General features: G+C 67.3%; 16 protein-coding genes and 1 pseudogene. 13 read left to right on the top strand and 4 right to left on the bottom strand.

All coding sequences use genetic code 11. The features are described 5' to 3' along the window. Positions 1 to 392 precede the first annotated feature (392 nt). On the bottom strand, positions 393 to 1,370 hold the full coding sequence (locus tag IHV84_RS10780) for a zinc-binding dehydrogenase (protein WP_198846848.1): 978 nt from the start codon (positions 1,368 to 1,370) through the stop codon (positions 393 to 395). Positions 1,371 to 1,386: 16 nt separating this feature from the next. Continuing rightward, positions 1,387 to 1,797 carry an Ohr family peroxiredoxin gene (locus IHV84_RS10775; protein ID WP_198846847.1) on the bottom strand — a complete coding sequence of 137 codons (411 nt, stop codon included), beginning with the start codon at positions 1,795 to 1,797 and terminating at the stop codon, positions 1,387 to 1,389. Positions 1,798 to 1,913: 116 nt separating this feature from the next. Here IHV84_RS10775 and IHV84_RS20795 point away from each other — a divergent pair. The 6 genes and pseudogenes from IHV84_RS20795 to IHV84_RS20635 form a co-directional block, all read left to right on the top strand. Continuing rightward, positions 1,914 to 2,057 (top strand): annotated as a pseudogene (locus IHV84_RS20795) (hypothetical protein); the annotation flags it as partial. A gap of 220 nt (positions 2,058 to 2,277) precedes the next feature. Beyond that, positions 2,278 to 2,571: a hypothetical protein gene (locus IHV84_RS10765; RefSeq protein WP_198846850.1), complete on the top strand. Its 294-nt coding sequence runs from the start codon at positions 2,278 to 2,280 to the stop codon at positions 2,569 to 2,571. Positions 2,572 to 2,602: 31 nt separating this feature from the next. Then, positions 2,603 to 3,469, top strand: coding sequence for a 3-hydroxyacyl-CoA dehydrogenase (locus tag IHV84_RS10760; protein WP_370541248.1), 867 nt, complete (start codon positions 2,603 to 2,605; stop codon positions 3,467 to 3,469). 23 nt (positions 3,470 to 3,492) lie between these two features. Next, a complete protein-coding gene (locus IHV84_RS10755) occupies positions 3,493 to 5,262 on the top strand; it encodes an oleate hydratase (protein WP_198846845.1) in 1,770 nt (589 codons plus the stop codon). Between the two features lie 44 nt (positions 5,263 to 5,306). Continuing rightward, positions 5,307 to 7,808, top strand: a complete 2,502-nt coding sequence (locus tag IHV84_RS10750) for a heavy metal translocating P-type ATPase (RefSeq protein WP_198846844.1) — start codon at positions 5,307 to 5,309, stop codon at positions 7,806 to 7,808. Between the two features lie 437 nt (positions 7,809 to 8,245). Further along, positions 8,246 to 8,359: an oleate hydratase gene (locus IHV84_RS20635; RefSeq protein ID WP_370541251.1), complete on the top strand. Its 114-nt coding sequence runs from the start codon at positions 8,246 to 8,248 to the stop codon at positions 8,357 to 8,359. Between the two features lie 272 nt (positions 8,360 to 8,631). On the opposite strand, the gene IHV84_RS10740 is transcribed toward IHV84_RS20635, so the two are convergent. Next, positions 8,632 to 9,591 (bottom strand): LysR family transcriptional regulator, encoded by a 960-nt coding sequence (locus tag IHV84_RS10740; protein WP_198846842.1) that lies wholly within the window; start codon positions 9,589 to 9,591, stop codon positions 8,632 to 8,634. A gap of 181 nt (positions 9,592 to 9,772) precedes the next feature. Between IHV84_RS10740 and IHV84_RS10735 the strand changes: the two genes are divergently transcribed. From IHV84_RS10735 to IHV84_RS10705, 7 genes are read left to right on the top strand one after another with little or no spacing between them, the layout of a single operon-like run. After that, on the top strand, positions 9,773 to 10,696 hold the full coding sequence (locus IHV84_RS10735) for a dihydrodipicolinate synthase family protein (RefSeq protein WP_198846841.1): 924 nt from the start codon (positions 9,773 to 9,775) through the stop codon (positions 10,694 to 10,696). Between the two features lie 50 nt (positions 10,697 to 10,746). Continuing rightward, on the top strand, positions 10,747 to 11,622 hold the full coding sequence (locus IHV84_RS10730) for an amino acid ABC transporter substrate-binding protein (RefSeq protein ID WP_198846840.1): 876 nt from the start codon (positions 10,747 to 10,749) through the stop codon (positions 11,620 to 11,622). Positions 11,623 to 11,640: 18 nt separating this feature from the next. After that, positions 11,641 to 12,357 (top strand): amino acid ABC transporter permease, encoded by a 717-nt coding sequence (locus IHV84_RS10725; RefSeq protein WP_198846839.1) that lies wholly within the window; start codon positions 11,641 to 11,643, stop codon positions 12,355 to 12,357. Positions 12,358 to 12,362: 5 nt separating this feature from the next. Beyond that, on the top strand, positions 12,363 to 13,022 hold the full coding sequence (locus IHV84_RS10720) for an amino acid ABC transporter permease (protein ID WP_198846838.1): 660 nt from the start codon (positions 12,363 to 12,365) through the stop codon (positions 13,020 to 13,022). 8 nt (positions 13,023 to 13,030) lie between these two features. Beyond that, positions 13,031 to 13,759, top strand: a complete 729-nt coding sequence (locus IHV84_RS10715) for an amino acid ABC transporter ATP-binding protein (protein ID WP_198846837.1) — start codon at positions 13,031 to 13,033, stop codon at positions 13,757 to 13,759. Positions 13,760 to 13,765: 6 nt separating this feature from the next. Further along, the gene (locus IHV84_RS10710) at positions 13,766 to 14,224 is read left to right on the top strand and encodes a RidA family protein (protein ID WP_198846836.1); all 459 of its coding nucleotides are present in this window, start codon (positions 13,766 to 13,768) and stop codon (positions 14,222 to 14,224) included. Then, positions 14,221 to 15,465 (top strand): aminotransferase class V-fold PLP-dependent enzyme, encoded by a 1,245-nt coding sequence (locus IHV84_RS10705; protein ID WP_198846835.1) that lies wholly within the window; start codon positions 14,221 to 14,223, stop codon positions 15,463 to 15,465. The genes IHV84_RS10710 and IHV84_RS10705 overlap by 4 nt, the downstream gene beginning before the upstream one ends. On the opposite strand, the gene IHV84_RS10700 is transcribed toward IHV84_RS10705, so the two are convergent. Continuing rightward, positions 15,416 to 16,420, bottom strand: a complete 1,005-nt coding sequence (locus IHV84_RS10700) for a LysR family transcriptional regulator (RefSeq protein WP_198846834.1) — start codon at positions 16,418 to 16,420, stop codon at positions 15,416 to 15,418. The two genes, IHV84_RS10705 and IHV84_RS10700, sit on opposite strands and share 50 nt — an antisense overlap. Positions 16,421 to 16,428: the final 8 nt, after the last annotated feature.

Here is a 16,428-nt window from a genome sequence, read left to right as displayed (position 1 = left end):
ACCCTTCAGACCTTCACGCCGCCGAATCTTGCTCTTCTGGAGACGTCCATGTAAGAGCATCCCTAGGCAAGGGGTCATTGAAGGCGGCATTGCCGTCCCCCCCCCCAGGCGCTGCTCAACCAGTTCGTGACTGGCCCGATGAGCGCCGAGACGATCAACACCGTGTCGATGGCGTTCAAGGAGCGCTGATCGTGCGCTCCTTGGGCACCTGAACTGGATCACCATCACCTGAGCTGCTGCGAACGTGGCGGCCCGAGCCCAGCACCAAACGGAGCAACGGCACTGGACGGCGTTGGAGAGGTGTCGATCAGCGAAGTTACGGCTCGTTATGCTCGTCCCGGCCAAAGAACAGCTTAGATCGCTCCGCTCTGCGCGCTGGCTCTCACGCTCCCTTACGGGGCCAGTAAAATCTTGCCGTTGCGTCCCGATTGCAGACTAGCGGCCGCGGCCTGGGCTGCGTCGGCCAGGTCGTAGATCGCCTCGACCGGTAGCAACAGTTCACCGGCAAGCGTGCGCTGCATCAGTTCACCCACCAGCCGGTGCTTGCCATCCGCAGCCATAGCTTCGCTGACCTTGCTGCCCCAGAAACCCTTGACCGTGGCCTGCTTGAAGATGAGTGAGCCCGAGTCGATCTGCATCGGCTCTCCCGCCATCGTGCCGAAGGAAACAAGCGTGCCGCCTTCGCCAAGCAGGCGCAGCAGCGCTGAGCTGGCCGTGCCGCCGATGGAGTCCACTGCCGCGTGCGCCAGGGCGGGGCCGAGGACGGCGCGGGCGCGTTCCTGCCACTCCGGCTGCGCAGTGGAAATGACGTTGCCGATGCCAAGGGCCGCCAGTTCGTCCACGCCCGCGTCGCGGCGCACCAGATTCAGCACCTCCACACCGCGTGCGGCGGCCAGCATGGCCAGCGTCTTGCCGACCGCGCCATTGGCCGCGTTCTGCACGATCCACTTGCCGGGCTCGGCGTGCAGGAACTCCAGCAGCATCAACGCACTGAGCGGCATGGCGATGAGCTGCGCCGCGGTCTCGTCGGGCATGGCCTGCGGCACCGGCACCAGCAGCCGGGCCGGGGCCAGGAAGTACTCGGCCCAGGTACCGTGTACCGAGGCCACGGCAACACGCTGGCCGACGGTGACGCCTTCGACACCCTCGCCAAGTGCATCGACGATGCCGACCGCCTCGCTGCCGCCGATGGCGGGAAGTTCCGGCTTGTAGCCGTAGCGGCCGCGGATCGTCCAAAGGTCATGGTTGTGGATCGGTGCCAGTGAGGTCTTGATGCGGACTTCGCCCGCGCCAGGTTGTGGCGCCGGACGGTCGCCGAGTTCGAGGACGTCGGCAGGTTCGCCAAACGTGGTGTGGATGGCACTGCGCATGATGCTGTTCTCCTGCTCAGGCTACGGAAACATGCAGGCGCACGTCGATATTTCCGCGCGTGGCATTGGAATGCGGACACACCTGATGCGTGGCTTCCACCAGCTTGCGCGCAGCGGCCTCGTCCAGACCCTGGACTTCCACATGCAAGTCCACGTCCAGCGCATAGCCACCGGTGGCCGTCTGGCCGATGCCGACCTCCACCGAGGTGCGCGTTCCCGCTGGCGCCAGACCCAGTTGCTTGGCGGCCACGGGCAAGGCGTTGTCGAAGTAGGCGGCGTAGCCCAGGGCGAAAAGCTGCTCGGGGTTGGCGCCGGTCTTGCCGGAACCAGGCATGGCCAGGTCGAGCGCGAGGCTACCGTTGTCCAGTGCGGTATGGCAGGAACGGCCGCCCGCGGCGGTGGCGCGGGTCTTGTAGAAGATCTTCATGGCTGGCTCCTGTTGGATGAGAGAGGGAAAGGATTAAAGCGGAACGATGAGATGGATTGCGGCTAAGGCAAAAAATAGAGTAGACTCATTTTCGAGTCTACTCATTAGCTTGGTTCATGTATGAGACTGATGTGTTCATCCGACACGGCCGGCGCGACCGCAACATGCAGGACAAGCACGGCCGCATCTTCCAGGCCGCCGCAGAGCTGTTCGAGGCGCATGGCTATGCCGGCGTCACCACGCAGGTAATCTCCGAGCGTGCCGACGTCGGCACGGGCACGCTGTTCCGCTACGCGTCCTCCAAGGACGAACTGCTGCTGATGGTTCTCAACCAGGCGTTGCGCGCGGCGCTGGCACAGGGCGCCGCGCGGGCCCGTGTACTGCGCGACCCGGTGGACGTCGCGGTGGCGATGGTCGCGCCCATCCTGCAACTGGGGGGGGCGGCATGCGGAGAACCTGGCGGTCTACCAGCGCCAACTGATGTTCGGCGCCCCGGGCGAGAAGTACCGCAGCGAAGGCCTGGCACTGCTGGCCGGGCTGGAGGCGGCCGTGGCCGCCGGCCTGCTCGAGCAGGCCGCCGCGCGCGGCCTGCCGGCACGCCCGGAACTGGCCCGAGTGGCCAGCATCTCGATCTTCGGCGCTGCGCACCTGGCGGTCTCGCGCGCCTCCACCGGCGCCCATCCAGGCCATGTCCCGATGGACGACCTGCGCGCGCAGGTGCGGCAGGTCGTGGACGGCTATTTCGCGGGCTTGGCTACCCAAGGGCCAGCCTAGCCCTGTTCCCTTCGATACAAGGAGTTGTGCTGTGGACAAGATCAACAAGGTGACGGTGCTGGGAACGGGCGTGCTGGGTTCGCAGATCGCGTTCCAGACCGCCTACAGCGGCTTCGAGGTATCGGTCTACGACATCGATGAGGCGGCCATCGCCAAGGCGCGGCAGCGCCTGGACGGGCTGATCGAAACCTACGAGGAAGAGGTGGCCGGCGCCGACGGCGACAAGCTGCACGCCGCATTGGCGCGCATCGCCTTGCACACCGACCTGGGCGCGGCCGTGGCCGATGCCGACCTGGTGATCGAGGCCATCCCCGAAGTGCTGGAACTCAAGCGCCAGACCTACGCCAGGCTGGACCGGCTGGCGCCGGAGAAGACCATCTTCGCCACCAACTCCTCCACGCTGCTGCCGAGCGCGATCAAGGACGCCACCGGCCGGCCCGATCGCTTCATCGCCCTGCATTTCGCCAACCAGATATGGAAGTTCAACACCGCCGAGGTGATGGGCACCGAGGACACCGACCCGAAGGTGTTCGACGCGCTGTTGGCTTTCGCCGCCGACATCGGCATGGTGCCCATCGCGCTGCATAAAGAAAAAGCGGGCTACGTGCTCAACTCGCTGCTGGTGCCCCTGCTCAACGCGGCGGCCGAGCTGGCCGCCGGCGGCTATGCCGACCCGCACGACGTGGACAAGGTCTGGCGCATTGCCACCGGCGCGCCGCTGGGGCCGTTCCAGATCTACGACATCATCGGCCTGACCACGCCCTACAACATCCTGTCCCACGGCAGCGAACACACCCAGCAGCTCGCGGCCTGGCTGAAGGAGCACTACATCGACCACGGCAAGCTCGGCGTCGCCTCCGGCGAGGGCTTCTACCGCTACGACAAGACCCCGAACTGACCCCCACAAGGAAAGGACAGACCATGCACTACAGCAGCGGAAACTACGAAGCGTTCGTGCGCCCCCGCAAACCCGAGGGCGCCGACAGGAAGACGGCGTGGTTCGTCGGATCGGGCCTGGCCGGGCTGGCCGGCGCGGCCTTTTTGATCCGCGATGGTGGCGTGGCCGGCGAGCGCATCACCATCCTGGAGGAACTGGCCATTCCGGGTGGGGCGCTCGATGGTCTAGATGTGCCGGAGAAGGGATTCGTGGTCCGTGGCGGGCGCGAGATGGAAGAGCATTTCGAATGCCTATGGGACCTCTACCGTTCGATCCCGTCGCTGGAGATCGAGGGCGCAAGTGTGCTCGACGAGTTCTACCGGCTCAACAAGGACGACCCGAACCTCTCGCTGCAACGCGCGACCCAGAACCAGGGCCAGGACGTGCCCGACAAGGCCCTGCTGACGCTGAGCGACAAAGCGCAGAAAGACCTGCTCTCGGTCTTCCTCGCCACGCGCGAGGAGATGGAGAACAAGCGCATCAACGAGGTCTTCGGTCAGGACTTCCTCGACAGCAACTTCTGGCTCTACTGGCGCACCATGTTCGCCTTCGAGGAGTGGCACTCGGCGCTGGAGATGAAGCTCTATCTGCATCGCTTCATCCACCACATCGGCAGTCTGGCGGACTTCTCCTCGCTCAAGTTCAACCGCTACAACCAGTACGAGTCGATGGTCCTGCCGCTGGTGAAGTGGCTGCAGGACCATGGGGTCAAGTTCCGCTATGGCGTGGAAGTCACCGATGTCGATTTCGACCTGCAGGCCGGGCGCAAGCAGGCCACGCGGATCCACTGGGTCGAGCAGGGCGTCGAAGGTGGCGTCGACCTCGGGCCGGACGATCTGGTCTTCATCACCATCGGCTCGCTGACCGAGAATTCGGACAATGGCGATCACCACACCCCGGCCAGGCTCAACGAAGGGCCGGCGCCGGCCTGGGACCTGTGGCGCCGCATCGCCGCCAAGGATCCCGCTTTCGGCCGTCCCGACGTGTTCGGCGCGCACATCCCGCAGACCAAGTGGGCGTCGGCGACGATCACCACGCTCGACACGCGCATCCCGCAGTACGTCGAGAAGATCGCCAAGCGCAATCCGTTCACCGGCAAGATCGTCACCGCCGGCATCGTCACGGTGAAGGATTCGAACTGGCTGCTGAGCTGGACGGTGCACCGGCAGCCGCATTTCAAGAAGCAGCCCAAGGACCAGATGCTGGCCTGGTTCTACGCCCTGTTCGTGGACAAGCCTGGCAACTACGTGAAGAAGCCGATGCAGGAATGCACCGGCGAGGAGATCACCCGCGAATGGCTCTACCACCTCGGCGTTCCGGTGGAGGAAATCGATGAGCTGGCCGCGACCGGCGCCAAGACCGTGCCGGTGATGATGCCGTACATCACCGCCTTCTTCATGCCGCGCCAGGCCGGCGACCGGCCCGATGTGGTGCCCGAGGGGGCGGTCAACTTCGCCTTCATTGGCCAGTTCGCCGAATCGAAACAGCGCGACTGCATCTTCACCACGGAGTATTCCGTGCGCACGCCGATGGAAGCGGTCTATACGCTGATGAACGTCGAGCGCGGCGTGCCGGAGGTGTTCAACTCGACCTACGACATCCGCACGCTGCTGGCCGCGATCGGGCCGCTGCGGGATGGCAAGGGGATCGATGTGCCAGGCCCGGCCTTCCTGCGCCATCTGCTGATGCGCAAGCTCGACAAGACCGAGATCGGCGCGTTGCTGCACGAGTTTAAACTGGTCACTAAGGATTAAAAACACCGCGCGTGTAGACGCGCGGCCTCATGCCGGGAGGCTACATGCACACACCTCATCCCCCTGCCGGCGAGGCAAGCACAAGCGACAACACTGCCCCCCCGCAAGGGGGGCATGATCACGGCGCGCACGGCCCTGGCCGCGCGCACCAGGATAGGCCGGTGCGCGATCCGGTCTGTGGCATGGTGGTGTCCGAGGATTCGCCGCACCGCGTCGAGCATGCCGGGGCCACGCAGGTGTTCTGCAGCGCCCGCTGCCTTGAGAAGTTCGTCGCCGAGCCCGATCGGTATCTCCGGTCCGAGCAGGCGACCGCTGCGGTGCCATCCGCCCCAGGCGGGCACGGGGCACACGACGGCGGACATGCAGCACGGGCCGCTTCTGCATCGCAGGCAACGGGTGCGCTGCCTCGCGCCGGGACGATCTACACCTGCCCCATGCACCCGGAGATCCGGCAGAACCACCCCGGCACCTGCCCAAAGTGCGGCATGGCCCTGGAGCCGGAACTGCCCAGCCTGGAAGAAGACGATGACAACCCCGAGCTGAAGGACTTCTCGCGCCGCTTCTGGTGGACGCTGCCGCTGTCGGTGGCGGTCATGCTGCTGGCGATGTTCGGCCACCGCCTGCACCTGTTCGACATGGCGACCCAGAGCTGGGTGGAGCTGGTGCTGGCGGCACCCGTGGTGCTGTGGGCTGGCGCGCCGTTCTTCCAGCGCGGCTGGTTGTCGCTGGTCCATCGCAGCCCCAACATGTGGACGCTGATCAGCCTGGGCACCGGCGCGGCCTTCGTCTACAGCGTGGTCGCCACTGTGGCGCCGGGCGTGTTTCCCGAGTCCTTCGTCTCGATGGGGCGGGTCAACGTCTACTTCGAGGCGGCCGCGGTGATCATCTCGCTGACGCTGCTGGGGCAGATGCTGGAACTGCGCGCGCGTTCGCAGACCTCGGCAGCGATCAGGTCGCTGCTGGGGTTGGCGCCCAGGACCGCCCGGCGCGTGCGCGAGGACGGCACGGAGGAGGACGTGCCGCTGGCCCACGTGCACGTGGGCGACCGCCTGCGCGTGCGGCCCGGCGAGAAGGTGCCGGTCGACGGCATCGTGCTCGAAGGCGCAAGCGCGGTCGACGAGTCCATGCTGACCGGCGAGCCGCTGCCGGTGACCAAGCGCGCGGGCGACCGGCTGATCGGCGCCACGCTCAACACCAGCGGCGCGCTGCTGATGCGCTGCGAGCGGGTCGGCGCCGACACCATGCTGTCGCAGATCGTGCAGATGGTCGCCCAGGCGCAGCGCTCCAAGGCGCCCCTGCAACGCATGGCCGATGGCGTGGCCGGCTGGTTCGTGCTGGCCGTGGTCGGCGTGGCCGTCGCCACCTTCCTCGCCTGGGGGCTGTTCGGCCCCACCCAGGGCTGGGCGTTCGGCCTGATCAACGCGGTCTCGGTGCTCATCATCGCCTGCCCGTGCGCGCTGGGCCTGGCCACGCCGATGTCGATCATGGTGGCGACCGGGCGTGGCGCCAGCCAGGGCATCCTGTTCCGCGATGCGGCGGCGATCGAGAACCTGCGCAAGGTCGATGCGTTGATCGTGGACAAGACCGGCACGCTGACCGAGGGCCGCCCGGCCTTCGATCGGGTGGTGCCCGCCGAGGGCTTCGCCGCCGAGGAGGTGCTGCGCCTGGCGGCCAGCCTGGATCAAGGCAGCGAGCACCCGCTGGCCGACGCCATCGTTCGTCAGGCGCGTGAACAGGACGTTGCCCTGGATGCGGTGGTGGAGTTCGACTCGGGCTCGGGCATCGGCGTGCAAGGCCGCGTCGCGGGCCGGCGGCTCGCGCTGGGCAACACGGCGCTGATGACGCAACTGGGAGTTGCCGTGGACGGGCTGGCAGCGCAAGCCGAGGCCCTGCGTCGGGAAGGCGCCAGCGTCATGCATCTCGCCGTGGATGGTGTACTGGCAGGACTGCTGGCGGTCTCCGATCCGATCAAGGCCAGCACCCCGGAGGCGCTGGCGGCGCTGCATGCAGCCGGTATCCGCATCGTTATGGCCACGGGTGATGGAGAGACCACCGCGAACTCCGTCGCGGCACGCCTGGGGATCGACGAGGTGCATGGCGAAGTCAAGCCCGAGGACAAACTGGCCTTGGTCGAGCGGTTGCAGCGCGAAGGCCGCGTGGTCGCCATGGCTGGCGACGGCATCAACGACGCCCCGGCGCTGGCGCGCGCGGACGTGGGCATCGCCATGGGCACCGGCACCGACGTGGCGATGAACAGCGCCCAGGTGACGCTGGTCAAGGGCGATCTGCGTAGCATCGCCACCGCGCGCCGGCTGTCGCGGGCCACAGTGGCCAACATGCGCCAGAACCTGGCGTTCGCCCTTGTCTACAACGGCCTGGGCGTGCCGCTGGCGGCCGGCGTTCTGTACCCGCTGACCGGCTGGCTGCTCTCGCCGATGTTCGCGGCGCTGGCCATGAGCATGAGTTCAGCCTCGGTGGTGGGCAATGCCCTTCGGCTGCGTGCGCAGCGGAGCAGCCCTGGGCCGGATTCTGGCGCGGTGTCCTAGACGGCCCGTGCTTCGGAGGCCATCCTGCGGCGAACGCGATCGGCCCGAAGTCAGCCTGTAGCGCATCGAAGACCAGTCCTGTTTGCGCATGACGATCCGCTCATGCTGATGGGCAGATGGGGCCGGCTGCCAGGTGGCGTCAATCTTGAACTGGCCGGCTGCTGCGCACCATACACCGAGCATCGTCGAGCGGGATGTGCGTGTGGGTTACTCATGACGCCACAAGTTGGCTGGATCTTTGAGAGGTAGTTCGCGATCGGCGGGGGCGTTCATGGCCATACGATCGTGCCAGCTGTGCCTTCACTGGACTTACCTCCGCGAAGCGCTTATGCGGAACCGAGCTCAAGAACGACAAGAGCAATTGATGACCGGAATCTGGTCTAGCGTGTTGCTCCGTAAGAGCGTTCGTATGGCTGAATATCTCCGCCAATGACTTGGTGTCGGAATTCTTTATGTCTCACAAGGTCGGCGACCGGCCGGGCGAGGTGTCCGAAGGCGCGGTCACCTTCGCCTTCATCGGCCAGTTCGCCGAATCTAGGCAGCGCGGATGATAGGAATCGACTTGTCTGGGGTCGGCCTTTCTGCGCGATCTGCTGATGCGCAGGTTCGGCAAGACCGAAATCGGCACGTTGCTGCGGGATCTCAAGCTGGTCGGGGTGGATTGAGATTGACCGGGGGAGATTGCATCCGACTAATCTCGGAGCGCAAGTGATTGCTGCGCTAGGTTTTCCTGGGGTCCCTATGGAGCGCATGGGGGAACTGCACGCAGTGGATGCGGCGGCGAAGGCTGCATAGCCTCCATCGCGAGGGGGGGCTTCCGGTTTTACTCAACCAGCGCCGGGGCCACTCCGTCGCGGGACTGGGGTTCGCCGCTGAGTTCCTCAAGATAGTCCCAGAGCCGTTGGGCCTGGTTTGCCAGCGGCATGGGTCGCCGCAGCAGAGTCAAATGCAGCGGGATATCGAGCTCGGGGCCGCCGGCCCTGACCAGCCGCCGCGCGGCGAGGTCCTCGCGCACCAGGGTGTGGGGCAGCCAGGCTACGCCCAGGCCGGAGGCTGCCATGAAGTGCAGGCCATTGGCGAGGCTGGCGGCGTGCTGGCGCTGCAGCGGCAGGCCGAAGTCCTGCAGCGCGGCCTGCAGCGACCAGCCCAGGTGGCATTCGCTGGCATAGTCCAGGAAGGAGGCCGGGGTGCCGTTCCGGCCAAGCTCGAACAGCGGCTGGCCGGCGGCATTGGGGGCGCAGACCGGAACCAGGCGCTCGGTGCCCAATGCCAGGCCGAGGTAGCCGTTGATGTCCGGCCCCACGCCCAGCCGCGTGGCGACCGCGCCACGCGCATCGAACAGCGCGGCCACATAGTCGGCCTCGCCTTCGTCGAGCCGGGCGAGGCACTCGGGCAGATTGTGCGACTCCACGCTGAGGCTGGCGTCCTTGAAGTCGCCATGCAGGCGCGGAATCCAGTCGGGGAAGAACACCGCCGACATGATGTGCGGTGCACAGAAGCGGATGCGTCGCTGCAGTTCCTGGCTGTCGGCACGGACCGACTTGCGTAGGCCTTCCAGGGCGTAGACGACCTCGGAGGCCACGGCCTGCAGCCGGCAGCCGGCGTCGGTGAGTTCAAGCGCTGTTTTGTGGCGGTTGAACAAGGGCGCGCCGATCCATTGCTCCAGGCCCTGGATGCGGCGGCTGAGTCCGGAGACCGAGACATGGCAGTGCTCGGCGGCGCGCGAGAAGCTGCGGCTCTGGCAGAGCACCAGGAAGTCCTTGAGGGCGATCAGGTCGGCCATGTTGCGTATTCCTCAACAAGGGTTGCGTGCGGCGCGGTCCGGGAGCGGCACGTGCACCAAGCCGCGGCGCGAGCGGTGATGTTTGCAGTTTTAGCAAATATCGAGCCAGTATCGTCAATGCGGGTCTGCCCGCCGCTGCCTAGACTCCGGCAACGTTACAACGAAGCTGGAGTGCCGATTCATGCAGCATGGAAGCGCTGATCGACTGCAGGGCGTGCTGGCCCCTGTCCTGACCCCGTTCAATGCCAGGATGGAGCCGGATATTTTGCGATTCACGCAACTGTGCCGATGGCTGGTGGCGCAGGACTGCGGGCTGGCCATGTTCGGCACGAACTCCGAAGGCAATTCGTTGTCGGTGGAGGAGCGCATCGACCTGCTCGCCGCGGCGATCGATGCCGGCGTGCCAGCCCATCGCATGCTGCCGGGTACCGGCAGCTGTTCGCTGACCGATGCGGTGCGGCTGACGCGGGCGGCCGTCGGCAGCGGCTGCGCGGGGGTGCTGGCGCTGCCGCCGTTCTACTACAAGACCATCACCGATGAGGGGCTGTTCGCATTCTTCAGCGAGGTCATCGAGCGGGTGGGCGACAGCCGCCTGCGCCTGTACCTGTACCACATCCCCCCGGTCGCGCAGGTGGCGTTCTCGCACGCGCTGATCGAACGCCTGCTCAAGCGCTATCCCGTCGTGGTGGCCGGCATGAAGGATACAGGTGGCGACTGGGCCTACACCGCCCGGGCGATCGACTTGTTTGCCCCGGAAGGCTTCGGCGTATTCGCCGGCACGGAGACGATCCTGCTCGACACCCTGCGCCAGGGCGGCGCCGGCTGCATCTCGGCCACCGCCAACGTGAACCCAGGGGCGATCGTCCGGTTGTTCCAGTCCTGGCAGGGCGCGGACGCGCAGGCCCAGCAGGATGCGCTCAACGCCATCCGCGCCCGCTTTGCCGCCTATCCGCTGATCCCGGCGATGAAGGCCGCCATCGCCGCCGCGACCGATGACCCGGCCTGGTGCCGCTTGCGGCCGCCGCTGGAGCCGCTGGACGAGGTGCAGCAGACGGCGCTGCGGGCGTCTCTGGCACATGAGCAATTCGCCATCCGTGGGCTCTGAGCCGCGCGTTCTCCTTTCCCTTTCCTCGACCTCTCTTTGAAAGCTGCGCCATGAAGAACTTGTCGCGTCCGTGCAGGACTGCCGTTGCCTTGCTGTGCCTGTCGCTGGGGACGGCTGCCTGGTCCCAGAGCGCTTCGCCCACGCTGACGCGCATTGGCGAGCGGGGCCAGATCAATATCGGCCACCGCGAATCGGCCACGCCGTTCTCCTACTTCGACGAGGGCAAGCAGGTGTCCGGCTTTTCCGTCGAGCTGTGCGGCCGCGTCGTCGATGAGGTGAAAAAGGTGCTGGGCAAGGAGGTCAAGGTCAACTACGTGCCGATCACCACGGCCAACCGCATCGCCCAGGTGACCAGCGGCGGCATCGACATGGAATGCGGCACCACGACCATCACCTTGGGGCGGCTGGAGCAGGTGGATTTCTCGATGCCGTTCTGGATCACCGGGACCCAGCTGGCGGTGAAGAAGGGTTCGGGCATCCACGAGGCCGAGGACCTGCGCGGCAAGACGGTGGCGGTGCTGCAGGGATCGAGCAACGAGCGGGCGCTGCAGGCGCTGTCGCAGGCCAAGGGGTTGAACCTGCGCTTCAACTACGTCAAGGACTACGCCGAGGGTTTCCTGTCGCTGGAGACCGGACGGGTGGATGCGCTGGCCGGCGACGGCACGCCGATCGCGGTGTTCGCCGCCACCAAGGCGCGCAACCCGGCCGGCCTGGAGATCGTCGGGCGCCTGCTGAGCACCGACCCGTACGGGGTGATGTTCCAGCGTGGCGATGCCGAGTTCCGCGTGCTGGTCAACCGGGCGCTGGCGCGCGCCTTCGCCTCGGGCGAGGCGCAGCGGCTGTTCGACAAGTATTTCGCCCCGGTGGGCCTGGCCTTCGGTGGCGACATGGCCGTGCTCTACCGCGTGCAGTCGCTGCCCGAATGAACGGCGGAAGGGCGCGAGATGGACTATCGATGGAACTGGGGCCTGCTGGCGACGCAGCCCTACCTGGGCTGGCTGGCCACGGGCCTGTTGTGGACGCTGCTGATCAGCGTGGTGGCCTATGCGATCGCATTGGCCGTGGGGGCCGCCGCCGGCATCGCGCTGACGCTGCCGGGCCGTGGCGCGCGCCGGATCGCGACGCTGTACGTGACGCTGTTCCGGGGCATCCCGCTGCTGGTGCAGCTCTTTCTCTGGTACTACGTGGTGCCGGAGATCCTGCCCGAGGCCTGGGGGGCGTGGCTCAAGCGCGGCTTGCCGAACCCCGAATACTGGACCACGGCGGTGGGGCTGGGGCTGTTCATGTCGGCGCGGATCGCCCAACAGACGCGCGCGGCCATCGAGGCGACCGGCAAGGGGCTGAAGCAGGCGGCGCTGGCGCAAGGCATGAGCACCGGGCAGGTCTACCGCCATGTGCTGCTGCCGGTGGGCCTGCGCTATGCGCTGCCGCCGTACACCTCGGAGTTGCTCAACACCGTCAAGAACTCCAGCCTGGCGCTGACGATCGGCATGCTGGAGCTGACCGGGCAAAGCCGGCAGATCGAGTCCTATACCTTCCATGGCATCGAGGCGTTCACGGCCGCCACGCTGATCTACATGGTGCTGTCGCTGCTGTCCATTTCCGCAGGGCGGCAGATCGAACGGCGCACGGCGCTGCCCGGCATGCTGGCTGGTCGCTGAGGGGGATGGCCATGGCATTCGATTTCGCCGTCATCCAGCGCAACCTTCCGGTGCTGGCCGAGGGCATGGTCACGACCTTGCAGCTCACGGGCCTGGCCGTGCTGATGGGGCTGGCATGGGGCTGCGCATTGGCGGTGGCCCGCCTGGCGCCCGGCCGGGTGCTGCCGCTGCTGGCGGCCGGCTATGTCAACGCGATCCGGGCCGTGCCGCTGATCATGGTGATCTTCTGGATCTACTTCCTGCTGCCGCTGGTCACGGGCCGGCAGATCGGCGCCTTCAACTCGGTGCTGGTCGCCTTCGTGCTGTTCGAGGGGGCCTACTTCAGCGAGATCATCCGGGCCGGCATCAAGAGCGTCTCGCGGGGCCAGCTGCAGGCGGCACTGGCCACGGGCATGGGCTACCTGCAGGCCATGCGCTACGTCATCCTGCCGCAGGCGGTGCGGCGCATGGCGCCGGTGCTGCTGACCCAGTGCATCGCGCTGTTCCAGGATACGTCCCTGGCCTATGTGGTCGGCCTGACCGACTTCCTCACCACCAGCGCCATGGTGGCCAGCCGCGACGGCCGGCTGATCGAACTCTACAGCTTCGTGGCCGTGGTCTATCTCGTCATCTGTGTCGCCGGCGCGGCGTGCGTGAACCGCATCGCGCGACGCGTCCCCCTCTGACAGTTCCCATGATCGTTTTCAATAATATTTCCAAGTGGTATGGCAGCGTCCAGGTGCTGGCCGACTGCAGCCTGCAGGTGGCGGCCGGCGAGGTCGTCGTCGTGTGCGGCCCTTCCGGTTCGGGCAAGAGCACGCTGATCAAATGCGTGAACGCACTGGAGCCCTACCAGCGCGGCTCGCTCACGGTGCAGGGCATCGAAGTCGGGGCGGCCGGTACTGACTTGCGCCGCCTGCGGCGGCAGGTGGGCATGGTGTTCCAGCACTTCGAGCTGTACCCGCACCTGACGGTGCTGGACAACCTCAACCTGGCGCAGGTCAAGGTGCTGGGACGCACGGCTGGGCAGGCGAGCGCCAGTTCCGGGCGACTGCTGGAGCGGGTGGGCATGGCCGCGCATGCCCGCAAGTATCCCGGGCAACTCTCCGGCGGGCAGCAGCAGCGCGTGGCGATCGCCCGGGCGCTGGCCATGGAGCCAGCGGTGATGCTGTTCGACGAGCCGACTTCGGCGCTCGATCCCGAGATGATCAAGGAGGTCCTGGACGTCATGACCGACCTGGCCAGCCAGGGCATGACGATGCTGTGCGTCACCCACGAGATGGGATTCGCGCGACGCGTGGCCAACCGGGTGGTGTTCATGGATGGCGGGCGCATCGTCGAACAGGCCGATGCCCGTTCCTTCTTCGAGGCGCCGCGCAGCGAGCGGGCGCGCGATTTTCTTGCCAAGATCCTCAGCCACTGACGGGAGATGCCTGCGATGACGATCCGGCTCGATCAGCTTCCCGCGCCGTCCTTGCCCGGCGGCGCCTACCGCCCGGTGGTGGTCCACGAAGGCATTGCCTATGTCAGCGGCCAGCTGCCGCGGCGCGACGGTGTGGTGCGTGTGACTGGCCTGGTTGGCCGCGATGTGGACCTGGAAGCGGCAAGACAGGCCGCGCGGCTGTGCGCCATGCAGTGCCTGGCGGCGCTGGCGCAGGAACTGGGCGGACTGGAGCGCGTGGTGCGCCTGCTGCGGGTAACGGGCTACGTGGCCTGCTTGCCCGACTTCGTGCAGCAGCCCGCAGTCATCGACGGGGCCAGCGAGTTCTTCCTAGAGGCGTTGGGGTCTCGCGGTGAGCATGCGCGCACGGCGGTCAGCGCGGCAGCCCTACCGCGCGGCGCGGCCGTGGAGGTGGAACTGATCGCCGCTGTGCGGGAGGGCAGATGAACCGGCTGCCGGCGCGGCCGGCTTTGGACGATGAACTGGGTGAAAAAGAACTGGCGCGCCTGCGGGCGCAGACGCCCGCCTGGGGGCGCTACGCGCATTTCGCCCATGGCTCGGCCAGCCTGCCGCCGGCGGCGGTGCACGAGGCGTGGGACCGTTGGCAGGCGGCGGAGCGGTCGCTGGGCACGCTGCGGGCGATGGCGCAGCTGGAGCCGGAGCTGGAAGCGGTGCGCCTCGCCGTGGCGCGGCTGGTGGGTGCCGTGCCGGGCCAGGTGGCGCTGCTGGATTCGGCCGGGCATGCGTGGTCCACCGCGATGGAGGCGGTATTGGCCGCCGGGCGCGAGGTGCACGTCGTGACCTCGAATGACGAATACGGCTCCAACAGCCTGTGCCTGCTGGCGGCACGGCAGCGGCTGGGACCGCAACTGGGGCTCACCGTGATCTCCGCGCGCGACGAACCGGTGCCGCTGACACAGCGGCTGACCGACGCCCTGGATCGTTTGCCGCGTGCCTGCCGGGCGGTGGTCTCGCTGCCGATCGTGCCGACCGCCCACGGCGTGGCGACCGACCTGGAGGGTGTGGCAGAGGTGGTCCGGCAGCGCGACGGGCTGCTGTTCGTCGATGCCAGCCACGCGGTGGGGCAACTGCCGGTAGATGTGGAAGCGCTGGGATGCGACGTGCTGGTGTTCCCGGCGCGCAAGTGGCTGCGTGGTCCGAAGGGGGCAGCGGTGCTGGTGGTCTCCGACCGGGCGTTGGAGCGACTGGTTGCGCCGCCCGGTGTCGATGTCGCCGGTGCGCGGTGGACGGCGCGCGATACGTTGCGCGTGGCGGCCGATGCGAGGCGCTTCGAGGGGCATGAGTTCAACCCCGGACTGCGGTTGGCGCTCGGTGCCGCGTGCGAGGAAGTGTTGCGGATAGGCCCCGGGCGCATCGCGCGCAGGAACGCCGAGGTTCGCGGCCGGGTGGCCGGCACCTTGCGCGAGCGCCTGGGATGGGCGCCGCTGGAGGGCGATCATCCTCGCGCCAGCGCGCTGATGACCTATGCACTGCCGCCAGCCAGCGGCGACGGGCAGACGCTGGTACGGGCGCTGTGGGAGGCGGGGGTCAATGTCTCCGCCGTCGGCCTGCAATATGCCCGCTGGGCGCTGGAGGCAGAAGGTGTGCCCGCGGTGCTGCGACTGACGCCGCACTTCCTCACGGCCGAGGATGAACTGGATCGGCTGGTGAAGGCGCTCGGCGGTTAGGATTGGCCGGGCTCTCCGGTATCGCCGCAGGGACAGGTGGCGTGGTGGTCAGCGCGTTCCACAGCGCCTGCGCTCTGGCACCGAGGGCAGAGTGACGGCGCAGCAGGTGGATTTCCAGGGAAATGTCGAAGGCATCGTCGCCCGCGCGAACGAGGTGCCCGCGTTCGAGATCGTTCCAGACGCAGCCCAGCGGCAGCCAGGCGATGCCCAGCCCGACCAGGGCCATGGCGGTCAATCCTTCGGCCAGGGAACTGTCATGGTGGCGAAGTAGTCGGGGCAGGTCGTGCCGGTGTCGCAAGTGGTTCTCGACGATCCAGCCAAGCGAGCAGTTGTCGCTGTAGGGCAGGAAGGATATGGCCGGTTGTGTCCTGCCCAGGGCATGCAGAGGGCCGCCGCTGATGCTGGGTGCACTGACGGGGACGAGCCGTTCCGTGCCCAGTCGGACGCGAGGGAGGGCCGACACCTGGCGCAGGGCGGGCAGGCGCGCGCCGATGCTGTCTAGGGGATCGGAAAAGGTGACGAGGAAATCGGCCTCGGCAGCCTGAAGCACGTGCAGGCAATCGGGCAGGTCCGCCGAGGTAATCGACAGGCGAGCGTCGCCGAATTGCTGATGCAGGCGCTGAAGCCAGGCCGGAAAGAAGGCGCGCGACAGGATGTGCGGAGCCGCGATGCGGATGAGATCGGCGCCGTCGTTGTGTTTGCGCTGGATGGCGGTTCGGGTCGCTTCCAGCGTCGCGACCATCTGCGCGGCCACGTCCCGGAACTCGTGCCCGGCGTCGGTGAGCTGCAGCGGGTGGCGGCCGCGTTCGAGGACGGGGGTTCCCAGCCAGGCTTCCAGCATCGCGATGCGGCGGCTGAGGCCCGAAGTGGTGACGTTGCAGTGTTCTGCGGCGCGGGAGAAGTTGCCCAGCCGCGCCAGGGCGAGGAAATCCTTGAGGATGCGGATGTCGAGCATGTTGCCGA

The sequence above is a fragment of the Acidovorax sp. IB03 genome (assembly GCF_016406015.1).
Lineage (GTDB): Bacteria > Pseudomonadota > Gammaproteobacteria > Burkholderiales > Burkholderiaceae_C > Acidovorax > Acidovorax temperans.
Note: the sequence above shows the minus strand (reverse complement) of the source record. Positions and strands in the feature narration are given on the sequence as shown.

Excerpts from the sequence above, each read along its gene's own strand:
- IHV84_RS10780 (WP_198846848.1), bottom strand. The coding sequence starts at position 1,370 with ATGCGCAGTGCCATCCACACCACGTTTGGCGAACCTGCCGACGTCCTC.
- IHV84_RS10775 (WP_198846847.1), bottom strand. The coding sequence starts at position 1,797 with ATGAAGATCTTCTACAAGACCCGCGCCACCGCCGCGGGCGGCCGTTCC.
- IHV84_RS10765 (WP_198846850.1), top strand. The coding sequence starts at position 2,278 with ATGTTCGGCGCCCCGGGCGAGAAGTACCGCAGCGAAGGCCTGGCACTG.
- IHV84_RS10755 (WP_198846845.1), top strand. The coding sequence starts at position 3,493 with ATGCACTACAGCAGCGGAAACTACGAAGCGTTCGTGCGCCCCCGCAAA.
- IHV84_RS10750 (WP_198846844.1), top strand. The coding sequence starts at position 5,307 with ATGCACACACCTCATCCCCCTGCCGGCGAGGCAAGCACAAGCGACAAC.
- IHV84_RS10740 (WP_198846842.1), bottom strand. The coding sequence starts at position 9,591 with ATGGCCGACCTGATCGCCCTCAAGGACTTCCTGGTGCTCTGCCAGAGC.
- IHV84_RS10735 (WP_198846841.1), top strand. The coding sequence starts at position 9,773 with ATGCAGCATGGAAGCGCTGATCGACTGCAGGGCGTGCTGGCCCCTGTC.
- IHV84_RS10730 (WP_198846840.1), top strand. The coding sequence starts at position 10,747 with ATGAAGAACTTGTCGCGTCCGTGCAGGACTGCCGTTGCCTTGCTGTGC.
- IHV84_RS10725 (WP_198846839.1), top strand. The coding sequence starts at position 11,641 with ATGGACTATCGATGGAACTGGGGCCTGCTGGCGACGCAGCCCTACCTG.
- IHV84_RS10720 (WP_198846838.1), top strand. The coding sequence starts at position 12,363 with ATGGCCATGGCATTCGATTTCGCCGTCATCCAGCGCAACCTTCCGGTG.
- IHV84_RS10715 (WP_198846837.1), top strand. The coding sequence starts at position 13,031 with ATGATCGTTTTCAATAATATTTCCAAGTGGTATGGCAGCGTCCAGGTG.
- IHV84_RS10710 (WP_198846836.1), top strand. The coding sequence starts at position 13,766 with ATGCCTGCGATGACGATCCGGCTCGATCAGCTTCCCGCGCCGTCCTTG.
- IHV84_RS10705 (WP_198846835.1), top strand. The coding sequence starts at position 14,221 with ATGAACCGGCTGCCGGCGCGGCCGGCTTTGGACGATGAACTGGGTGAA.
- IHV84_RS10700 (WP_198846834.1), bottom strand. The coding sequence starts at position 16,420 with ATGCTCGACATCCGCATCCTCAAGGATTTCCTCGCCCTGGCGCGGCTG.